The sequence below is a fragment of the Cellulomonas hominis genome, from assembly GCF_005239125.1.
Lineage (GTDB): Bacteria > Actinomycetota > Actinomycetes > Actinomycetales > Cellulomonadaceae > Cellulomonas > Cellulomonas hominis_A.
Map to the genome: position 1 here is coordinate 1 of NZ_SZYE01000152.1, position 9627 is coordinate 9627.

8 protein-coding genes are annotated in these 9627 nt (G+C 77.7%); all 8 read left to right on the forward strand.

Annotated features, from left to right (window positions below; translation table 11 throughout):
• Window positions 1-1313 precede the first annotated feature (1313 nt).
• Window positions 1314-2303, forward strand: a complete 990-nt coding sequence (locus tag FA014_RS15115) for a hypothetical protein (protein WP_230323213.1) — start codon at window positions 1314-1316, stop codon at window positions 2301-2303.
• The gene (locus FA014_RS15120) at window positions 2300-3352 is read left to right on the forward strand and encodes an HAD-IIA family hydrolase (RefSeq protein ID WP_154730482.1); all 1053 of its coding nucleotides are present in this window, start codon (window positions 2300-2302) and stop codon (window positions 3350-3352) included. The genes FA014_RS15115 and FA014_RS15120 overlap by 4 nt, the downstream gene beginning before the upstream one ends.
• Window positions 3353-3477: 125 nt before the next feature.
• Entirely contained in the window at window positions 3478-3621 is a 144-nt protein-coding gene (locus tag FA014_RS15125) for a hypothetical protein (RefSeq protein WP_154730483.1), read from the forward strand.
• A 5-nt stretch (window positions 3622-3626) separates the two neighbouring features.
• Complete coding sequence (locus FA014_RS15130) at window positions 3627-4505, forward strand: TlyA family RNA methyltransferase (RefSeq protein WP_154730484.1); 879 nt, start codon at window positions 3627-3629, stop codon at window positions 4503-4505.
• Window positions 4502-5416 (forward strand): NAD kinase, encoded by a 915-nt coding sequence (locus FA014_RS15135; RefSeq protein ID WP_154730485.1) that lies wholly within the window; start codon window positions 4502-4504, stop codon window positions 5414-5416. The genes FA014_RS15130 and FA014_RS15135 overlap by 4 nt, the downstream gene beginning before the upstream one ends.
• Window positions 5417-5432: 16 nt before the next feature.
• Window positions 5433-7163 carry a DNA repair protein RecN gene (gene recN / locus FA014_RS15140; RefSeq protein WP_154730486.1) on the forward strand — a complete coding sequence of 577 codons (1731 nt, stop codon included), beginning with the start codon at window positions 5433-5435 and terminating at the stop codon, window positions 7161-7163.
• A 6-nt stretch (window positions 7164-7169) separates the two neighbouring features.
• Window positions 7170-8360: a putative cytokinetic ring protein SteA gene (gene steA, locus FA014_RS15145; protein WP_154730487.1), complete on the forward strand. Its 1191-nt coding sequence runs from the start codon at window positions 7170-7172 to the stop codon at window positions 8358-8360.
• Window positions 8361-8433: 73 nt separating this feature from the next.
• Window positions 8434-9522 (forward strand): copper transporter, encoded by a 1089-nt coding sequence (locus FA014_RS15150; RefSeq protein ID WP_154730488.1) that lies wholly within the window; start codon window positions 8434-8436, stop codon window positions 9520-9522.
• The last annotated feature ends 105 nt before the right edge of the window (window positions 9523-9627 follow it).

A 9627-nucleotide genomic window follows, 5' to 3' on the forward strand; every position in this document is an offset into this window, starting at 1 on the left:
GCGACCGCCGGCCCGCCGGCGACCGTCCACGGTACGAGGGCGGTCAGCGCCCGCAGGGCGGCTCGCGCGACGACCGGTCGTCCGGCGGACGGGAGCAGCGCGCGTACGGTCGCGGCGACGGCGAGCGCTCGGGCGGGTACCGCTCGGACCGGGGCCCGGCTCGCGCCGGCGGACGCCCCGACGCCTCCGGGTCTGATCGCGGCGCCCGCACGGGCGGCTCGCGCCCGGAGCGCGGCGACCGCACCGGTGGGTACGGCTCGGACCGCGGTGGTGCTCGTCCGGAGCGCGGTGACCGCACCGGTGGATACGGCGCGGACCGCGGTGGCGCGCGTCCGGCGCGCAGCGACCGCGCGGGCTCGTACGGCACGGACCGCGGTGGTGCTCGCCCGGAGCGGAGCGGTGGATACCGGTCCGACCGCGGCCCCGCCCGAGAGGGCGAGCGCGGCGCGTACCGGGGTGAACGACGTGAGGGCGGCTACGCCCGCGGCGGCGAGCGGGGCGGTCAGCGCTCCGGCGGTTACGGCCAGCAGGGCCCGCGCGACGGCGGCTACGGCCAGCAGGGCGCGCGCGACGGCGGCTACCGGCGCGGCGCCGAGGGCGGCGAGCGGTCGGGTGGCTACCGCGACGACCGGGGTGCCTCGCGTTCCGGCGAGCGGGGAGCGCCCGCGGGTGGAGGCCGTCCGGGCTCGGGCGGCGAGCGCGGCGCAGCCCGCGGCGGCTTCCAGCGTGATGACCGCGGTGGGTACCGGGGCGGGCGCGACTCCGGTGCCGGCACGTCCGGTGGCGAGCGGGGTGGCTACCGCTCGGACCGTGGTGGGCAGCAAGGCGGCGGGTTCCGTCGTGACGACCGTGGTGGCCAGCAGGGTGGCGGGTACCGCGGCGGCGCTGGGTCGGCCCCGTCGGGCGAGCGTGGCGGCTACCGCCGTGACGACCGTGGTGGCCAGCAGGGTGGCGGGTACCGCGGCGGCGCTGGGTCGGCCCCGTCGGGCGAGCGCGGCGGCTACCGCCGGGACGACCGTGGGGAGCGCGCCGGGTACCAGCGCGAGGACCGCGGGTACAGCGCCAGCCGCGACGCCGGTCAGGGCGCGTCCGGCGGCGTCCGTCGCGACGACCGGGGCGGGCGCCCGCCCCGGGACGACCGCGGCGGGTACCGCGGCGGTCGCGACGGTCAGGACCGCGGCGAGCGGGGCGGCTTCCGGGGTGACCGGGACGGCGCCCGCGGGTACGACCGTGGCGACCGCGGCCCGCGCCGCGACGACCGCGGCCCGCGGCACGACGGCGACGACCGCCGTCCCACCCGGCCGCCGCAGGCCGTGCGCGAGTCCGGCCCGGAGATCCCCGAGGACGTCGAGTTCAGCATGCTCGACCGCGATGTCCGGGCTCGGCTCCGCACGCTGAGCAAGGACAACGCGTGGGCCGTGGGGCGGCACCTGGTCATGGCCGGCCGGCTGATCGACGAGGACCCGGAGCTGGCGTACGAGCACGCGCAGGCGGCCGTGCGGCACGGCGGGCGGGTGGACGTGGTGCGCGAGGCCGCAGGCCTGGCGGCGTACCGGACCGGTCGGTTCGCCGAGGCGCTGCGCGAACTGCGCACGGTGCGGCGGCTCAACGGGTCGTCGGAGCACCTGGCCGTGATGGCGGACTGCGAGCGCGGCCTCGGCCGGCCGGAGCGCGCGATCGCCCTGGCGGCCTCGCCCGAGGCCGAGGACCTCGATACCACGACGCGGGTCGAGCTGGCGATGGTCGTCAGCGGCGCACGCCTGGACATGGGCGACCCGGACGCGGCGATCGCCGCGCTGGCCGGGATCGGCTCGGGCCCGGTGCGCACGCTGCTCGCGGCACGCGTGGCCCAGGCCCGCGCGGACGCGCTGCGCGCCGCCGGGCGTGCCGCGGAGGCGGAGGAGCTCGAGGCGACCGTGCCCGCGGCCCTGCTCGCTCAGGTGCAGGGTGCGGACGAGGACGAGGACGTCGTGGTGTTCGACCTCGACGAGGACGAGGACGGCCTCGCGGACGACACCGAGGCGGCGGACGACGAGTCCGACGCCCCGGCCGCCGACGCGGCGGAACCGGTCGCCGAGCCGGACGCCGTCGACGGGCCGGACGCCGCCGACGAGCCGGACGCCGCCGACGCGTCCGCCGCCCCGGCCGCCGCCGCCGAGCCCGACGCCGCCGACGCGTCCGCCGAGCCCGAGCCCGAGCCCGAGCCCGCGACGCCCGCCGAGCCGGGCGAGACCCCGGCCGACGACGCCGGCCCCACCCCCGACGCCGCCCTCGCGGGCGGGAAGGACACGGAGGACGAGTGACCCACGCACGGCTTCTCGGCAGCGACGTCCCGCTGGCCGAGCGCTACGACCTGGCCCTGGTGGACCTCGACGGCGTCGCGTACCGCGGCCACGAGCCGATCGACGGCGCCGCCGCCGGGCTGGCGGGTGCCCGCGCCGCGGGCATGCGGCTGGTGTTCGTGACGAACAACGCCTCGCGCGAGCCCGAGTCGGTCGCGGACCAGCTCACCTCGCTCGACATCCCGACCCAGCCGGGTGACGTGCTGACCGCCGCCCAGGCGTGCGCGGCGCTGCTCGCCTCCCGGCTGCGGCCGGGCGCCAAGGTGCTCGTGGTCGGCGGTGCCGGTCTCGTCACCGCCGTGCGCGAGGCGGGCTTCGAGGTCGTCACGTCCGCGGACGAGCACCCGGAGGCGGTGGCCCAGGGCTTCGCCCCGGAGCTCGGCTGGGCGCAGCTCGCCGAGGCGGCGTACGCGGTGGCGGGCGGCGCGTGGTTCGTGGCGAGCAACCTCGACAAGAGCCTGCCGACCGCGCGCGGGTTCGCGCCGGGCAACGGCGCGCTCGTGGGCGCGGTGCAGGCGGCGACGGGCGTGGTCCCGGACAGCGCGGGGAAGCCGGCGTCAACGATGTACGAGATCGCGGTCGAGCAGCACGGCGCGCGGGCGGCGCTGGTCGTCGGCGACCGGCTCGACACCGACCTGGCGGGCGCCCGCACGGGCGGGTTCGCGGGTCTGCACGTGCTCACGGGCGTGAGCACGGCGCGCGACGACGTCCTGGCGCCCGCCGGCCTGCGGCCGCACTACATCGCCGCGGACCTCGGCGGCCTGCTGGTCCCGCACCCGGAGCCGCTGCCGGCGGCCGAGGGCTGGTGGGCGTGCGGCGGCGCGGCGGCCCGGGTGACGGCGGGGCGCCTGGAGCTCGGCGGGGACTCGCCGGAGGGCGTCGACCTGGCGCGGGCGGCCTGCGCCGCGGCGTGGGCGGCGGTCGACGCGGGCGAGGAGCTGGACGCGTCCACCGTGCCCGACCTGCGTGTCACCCCCGAGGACGCCGCGGGGGCGGTCGCCGGCCGGTAGCCTGGCCGGCAGCGCAGGGGTGCACACACAGGAGACGTGGGACCAGCCGGGGGAGCGACGGGGCCAGCAGGCCGGTCCGTCGCGGGCTGGCGGCAGCCGCCGCGGGCGGAGTGGGGAGTGGAACCGTGGAGCCGACGGGCGACCAGGCGGTCGACCAGGCGGTCGCGCGCCTGACCGAGGTCACCGAGCTCACCCTGCGTGAGCAGCTCGCCGTGTTCGACGCCGTGCACGCGGCCCTGCAGGACCGGCTCGCCGACGCGGAGGGCTGAGGCGGGTGCCGACGCGCGTCGACGCCGCCCTGGTCCGTGACGGGCTCGCCCGGTCGCGGAAGCACGCGGCCGAGCTCATCGCGGCGGGCCGGGTGACGGTGGACGGCGCGCCCGTGCGCCGCCCGGCCGCCCCGCTCGGCGACGGCCAGCGCGCGCGCGTCGAGCCGGGCGCGGACGGTCCGGGCGACGACTGGGCGTCCCGCGGCGCGCACAAGCTGCTCGGGGCCCTCGACGCGTTCGGCGACGTCGTGGTCGAGGGCCGCGACTGCCTGGACGCCGGGGCGAGCACGGGCGGGTTCACCGACGTGCTGCTGCGCCGCGGTGCCCGCCGGGTGCTGGCGCTGGACGTCGGGCACGACCAGCTGGTCCAGAGGCTGCGGACCGACCCCCGGGTCGAGGCCCGCGAGGGCGTGAACGTGCGGTACCTGACCCCGGCCGACGTCGACCCGGCGCCCGGGCTCGTGGTGGCCGACCTGTCCTTCATCTCGCTCACCCTGGTGCTGCCCGCGCTGGCGGCGGTGGCCGCGCCGGGCGCCGAGCTGCTGCTGATGGTGAAGCCGCAGTTCGAGGTGGGGCGCGAGCGCCTGGGCTCGGGTGGCGTCGTGCGCAGCGCGGAGCAGCGCGCGGAGGCGGTGCTGGCCGTCGCGGCGGTCGCGCAGGAGCGGGGTCTCGAGGTGCGCGGCGTGGCGCGCAGCCCGCTGCCGGGCCCGAGCGGCAACGTGGAGTACTTCCTGCGGCTGCGCCGCAGGACCGAGCACGCCGGCACGCAGCGGACCGGCCACACCGGCACGCAGCGCACCGGGCACACCGGCGACGCCCTCACGGGGGACGCCCTCGCGGCCCGGGTCCGGGCCGTCGTCACCGAGCAGGAGGAGGGCGCATGACCAGCAGGCGGGTCCTGGTCGTCACGCACAGCGGGCGGGCCGAGGCGGTGACGGCCACGGAGGAGGCCGCCGCCGCCCTGGAGGCCGCGGGCTTCACGCCGGTGCTCGCGGGCGAGGACGTGCCCGGCATGGCGTTCCACGACATCGAGCTGGCGATGATCCTCGGCGGCGACGGCACGATCCTGCGCGCCGCCGAGCTCGCGCGCGGGGCGGGGGTGCCGCTGCTGGGGATCAACCTGGGTCACGTGGGCTTCCTCGCGGAGAGCGAGCGGGACGACATCAAGGAGGCGGTGCGCCGGATCGCGGCCGGGGACTACACCGTCGAGGAGCGCACCACGCTGCAGGTGCAGGTCCAGGTCCCCGGGCGCCGGGACCCCGTGACGGGCTGGGCGCTGAACGAGGCGGCGCTGGAGAAGGCGGAGCCGGCCCGGATGGTCGAGGTGGTGCTCGAGGTCGACGACCGCCCGCTGTCGAGCTTCGGCTGCGACGGCGTCGTGCTGGCGACGTCGACGGGCTCCACCGCCCACGCGTTCTCGGCCGGCGGCCCGGTCGTGTGGCCGGAGGTCGACAGCCTCATCGTCGTGCCGCTGTCGGCGCACGCGCTGTTCGCCCGCCCGCTGGTGGTCGGTCCGCGCAGCGTCGTCGCGGTCGAGGTGCTGACCCGGTCGCCCTCGGCGGCGGTGCTGGTGTGCGACGGGCGCCGGCACATCGAGGTGCCCGCCGGCTCCCGGGTCGAGGTGCGCCGGTCGCCGGTGCCGGTCAGGCTGGCCCGGCTGACCCCCGCGCCGTTCACCGACCGGCTGGTGAACAAGTTCGGGCTCCCCGTGGTCGGATGGCGGGGGCGCGCGCCGGAGATCCCGGGGCGCGACCGGGGGACCGGCGCCACCCGCGCGCCGGCCGACGAGGACTGAGGGAGCGGACGCGCGCGTGTTCGAGGAGATCACGATCAGCGACCTGGGCGTCATCACCGGTGCCCAGATCCGGCTGCACCCGGGGCTGACCGTCCTGACGGGGGAGACCGGCGCGGGCAAGACGATGGTGCTGACCGGGCTGAACCTGCTGCTCGGCGGGAAGGCGGACCCGGCGACGGTGCGCACCGGCGCGGCCGCGGCGGTCGTCGAGGGCCGGGTGGTCGTCCCCGAGGGGTCGCCGGTGCTGGAGCGCGCCGAGGAGGCCGGGGCGGCGGTCGACGACGACGGCGGCCTGCTGCTGGTCCGCACGGTGTCCGCGTCCACGGACGGCAGCCCGGGCCGGTCCCGGGCGCACCTCGGCGGTCGCTCGGTGCCGCAGGCGGTGCTGGGCGAGCTCGCGGAGCAGCTCATCACGGTGCACGGGCAGCAGGACCAGGCCCGGCTGCGCTCGCCCCAGCACCAGCGCGAGGCCCTGGACGCGTTCGCGGGCGCGGCGCACGGCGCGCTGCTCGGGGAGTACCGGGCGGCGTGGGCGGACCGCGGCCGGCTGCAGGCGACGATCGACGACCTCACGGCCCGGCGCCAGGACCTCGCCCGCGAGGCGGAGCTGCTGCGGCTCGGGCTGGCGGAGGTCGAGCGGATCGACCCGCAACCGGGGGAGGACGTCGACCTGGCGCAGGAGATCGAGCGCCTGGAGCACGCGGAGGACCTGCGCGCGGCGGCCTCGGGGGCGCACGCGGCCCTGCTCGGCGACGAGGACGCCGGTGACGAGGGCGCGAACGCCGCGGCGCTGGTCGAGCACGCCAAGCGGCTGCTGGAGGGCGGAGGCGCCCACGACGCCCGGCTGGCCGAGCTGCGCGACCGGGTGGCGGAGGCGGGCTACCTGCTCGCGGACGCCGCCACGGAGCTGTCGTCCTACCTGCAGGACCTCCAGGCCGACCCGCTGCGCCTGGACGCCGCCCAGACCCGGCGCGCCGAGCTCGCGTCCCTGACCCGGTCCTACGGCGAGGACGTCGACGCGGTGCTGCGCTGGGCCGACGAGAGCGGCCGCCGGCTGCTCGACATCGGCGACGGCGACGAGAAGGTCGCCGAGCTGACGGCGGAGCGGGACGCCCTGGACGCGCGGCTCGCGGACCTCGCGGGGCGGATCGGCGCGGCCCGGCGGGAGGCCGCCGAGCGGCTCGCCGCGACCGTCTCGGCCGAGCTGGCCGGGCTCGCCATGGGCGGCGCCAGCCTGACCGTCCGGGTCGAGGCTGCGCCCGAGCTGGGCCCGCACGGTGGAGATGTCGTGGAGATGCTCCTGGTCCCGCACCCCGGCGCGCCGGGCCGGCCGCTCGGCAAGGGGGCGTCCGGCGGCGAGCTGTCGCGGGTCATGCTGGCGCTCGAGGTGGCGCTCGCCACGTCGCCCGACCGGGGCGAGCACACCCCCGGGACCTTCGTGTTCGACGAGGTGGACGCCGGCGTCGGCGGGCGCGCCGCGACCGAGGTGGGGCGCCGGCTGGCGGCTCTGGCGCGGGGTTCGCAGGTCCTGGTGGTGACGCACCTGGCCCAGGTCGCCGCGTTCGCGGACCGGCACCTGGTCGTCACGAAGTCGCGCGACGGCGCCATCACGGCGTCGGGCGTGGCCGAGGTGGCGGGGGAGGACCGGGTCCGCGAGCTGGCGCGGATGCTGTCCGGCCAGGAGGAATCCGGTACGGCGCGCGCGCACGCGGCGGAGCTCCTGGAGCTGGCGGATCTGGCACGATGAACGGCGATGAAACTCCTGCCCTCGCGTAAGCGCTCCGCCGCGTCCCCCGGGGGCGAGCTCGTCGGCCCCGCCCGGGTCGACCCCCGCACCAAGTCGCTGACCAAGCGCCTGCGTCCGGGTGAGATCGCGGTGATCGACCACGTCGACATCGACCGGGTGTCGGCCGAGGCCCTCGCCGCCTGCAAGCCCGCCGCGGTGCTGAACGCCGCGCGCTCGACGTCCGGGCGGTACCCGAACCTCGGCCCGGACATCCTGGTGTCCGCGGGCATCCCGCTGGTCGACGACCTCGGGCCGGACGTGATGAACCTGCGCGAGGGCCGCACGCTCCGCGTCGAGAACGGCGCGGTGTACGACGGCGACACGCTGGTCGCCGAGGGCACCGTGCAGACCGAGCAGACCGTGGCCACCGACCAGGCGGCCGCGCGCGAGGGCCTGTCGGTCCAGCTCGAGTCGTTCGCCGCGAACACGATGGACTACCTGCGCCGCGAGCGCGACCTGCTGCTCGACGGCGTGGGCGTCCCGGACATCACGACCCAGATCGAGGGCCGGCAGGTGCTCATCGTGGTGCGCGGGTACCACTACAAGGAGGACCTGGTCACGCTGCGGCCGTACATCCGCGAGTACCGCCCGGTGCTCGTCGGCGTGGACGGCGGCGCGGACGCGATCCTCGAGGCCGGCTGGACACCCGACCTGATCGTCGGCGACATGGACTCCGTGTCCGACCGCGCGCTGCGCTGCGGCGCCGAGATCGTGGTGCACGCGTACCGGGACGGCCGCGCCCCGGGCATGGCCCGCGTCGACCAGCTCGGCGTGCCGCACATCGTGTTCCCCGCGACCGGCACCAGCGAGGACGTCGCGATGCTGCTCGCGGACGACAAGGGCGCCGAGCTGATCGTCGCGGTCGGCACGCACGCCACGCTCGTGGAGTTCCTGGACAAGGGCCGGTCGGGCATGGCGTCGACGTTCCTCACCCGGCTCCGCGTCGGCAGCAAGCTGGTGGACGCCAAGGGCGTGTCCCGGCTGTACCGGAACCGGATCTCCAACCTCCAGCTGACGCTGCTCGTGCTCGCGGGCCTGCTCGCGCTCGGCGTGGCCCTCGCGTCGACGACCGCGGGCCAGACCCTGATCGGGCTGACCGCGGCGCGCTGGGACGACTTCGTCTACTGGCTCGGGTCGCTGTTCGGCGGGTCGTCATGACGCGCGCCGCCACGCCCCGACCCGCCACCTCCCGTGCCGCGCACGCGCCGGCACCCGATCGAGAGCTCTCCCTGTGATCGACTTCCGCTACCACCTCGTCTCGCTGATCTCGGTGTTCCTCGCGCTCGCGGTGGGCATCGCCCTCGGCGCGGGCCCGCTCGAGGAGACGATCGGCAACACGCTCACGGGGCAGGTGGACCAGCTGCGCAGCGAGCGGGACCAGCTGCGCACGGACCTGGACGACGCGGGCTCCGACCTCGCCGCGTCCGACGCGTTCGTCGAGGCCGCGGGCGCGGAGCTCGTCGCCGGCACGCTCGCCCAGCGCCGCGTGGCCGTGGTCGGGCTCGGCACGGTCGACGGCGACGCCCGGTCCGCGATCGAGGCGCAGCTGACGGCGGCGGGCGCCACCGTCAGCGCGGACGTGACGCTGAACGAGGCGTGGTCGTCGACCGACCTGCGGTCGTTCCGCCAGGCGCTCGTCGGCAACATCAGCAGCTACCTCGACCCGCAGCCGGCCGACGACGCCACCGCCGACACCTCGCTGTCCGAGGCGCTGGTCCAGGGCCTCACGGGCGCCGACCCCGCGAACCCGGACGCCCTGAGCGCCGACGCGGCGACGCTGCTCGAGTTCATGACGACCGGCGACTCGCCGCTCGTGACCGTCGAGGGCGAGATCACCCAGCCCGCCGACGCGGTGGTGCTGGTGGCCCCGACGGTCGCGCCGGACGCCGTCGCCACGGACGCGACCCCGGACGCCGACGAGGCCGCCGCCGTGCTGCAGTCGCAGATCGCGCTCGCCCTGGTCGCGCAGACCCGGTCCGAGGGCGCGGTCGTCGTCGACGGCCCGGTCACCGACGGCACGCTCGTCGCGACGATCCTGGGCGACGACTCGGCCGCGGAGGAGATCACCACGGTGAGCGACGGCGACACGGCCGCGGGCCAGGTGTCGGTGCCGCTGGCGCTGAACGCGCGGATCGGCGGCACCAACGGCCACTACGGCCGCGGGGGCGACCTCACGACGATCCCCACCGCGACGACGCTGACCCCGCCGGACCGCACGCCGGTCGCGACCGGGGACGCGGGCGCGGGCGACGCCGCCGGCGACGTCACGGGCGACGCGGGCGACGGCGCCGGGGCCGGCGACGAGGGGGCGCAGGGGTGAGCACCGCCCGCCGCGTCGCCGCGGCCGTCGCGGCGCGCGTCACCACGACCGTGGTCCGCGGCCTGCTGGACGACGAGCCCCCGGGCGGCGCCCGCCGCTGGGAGC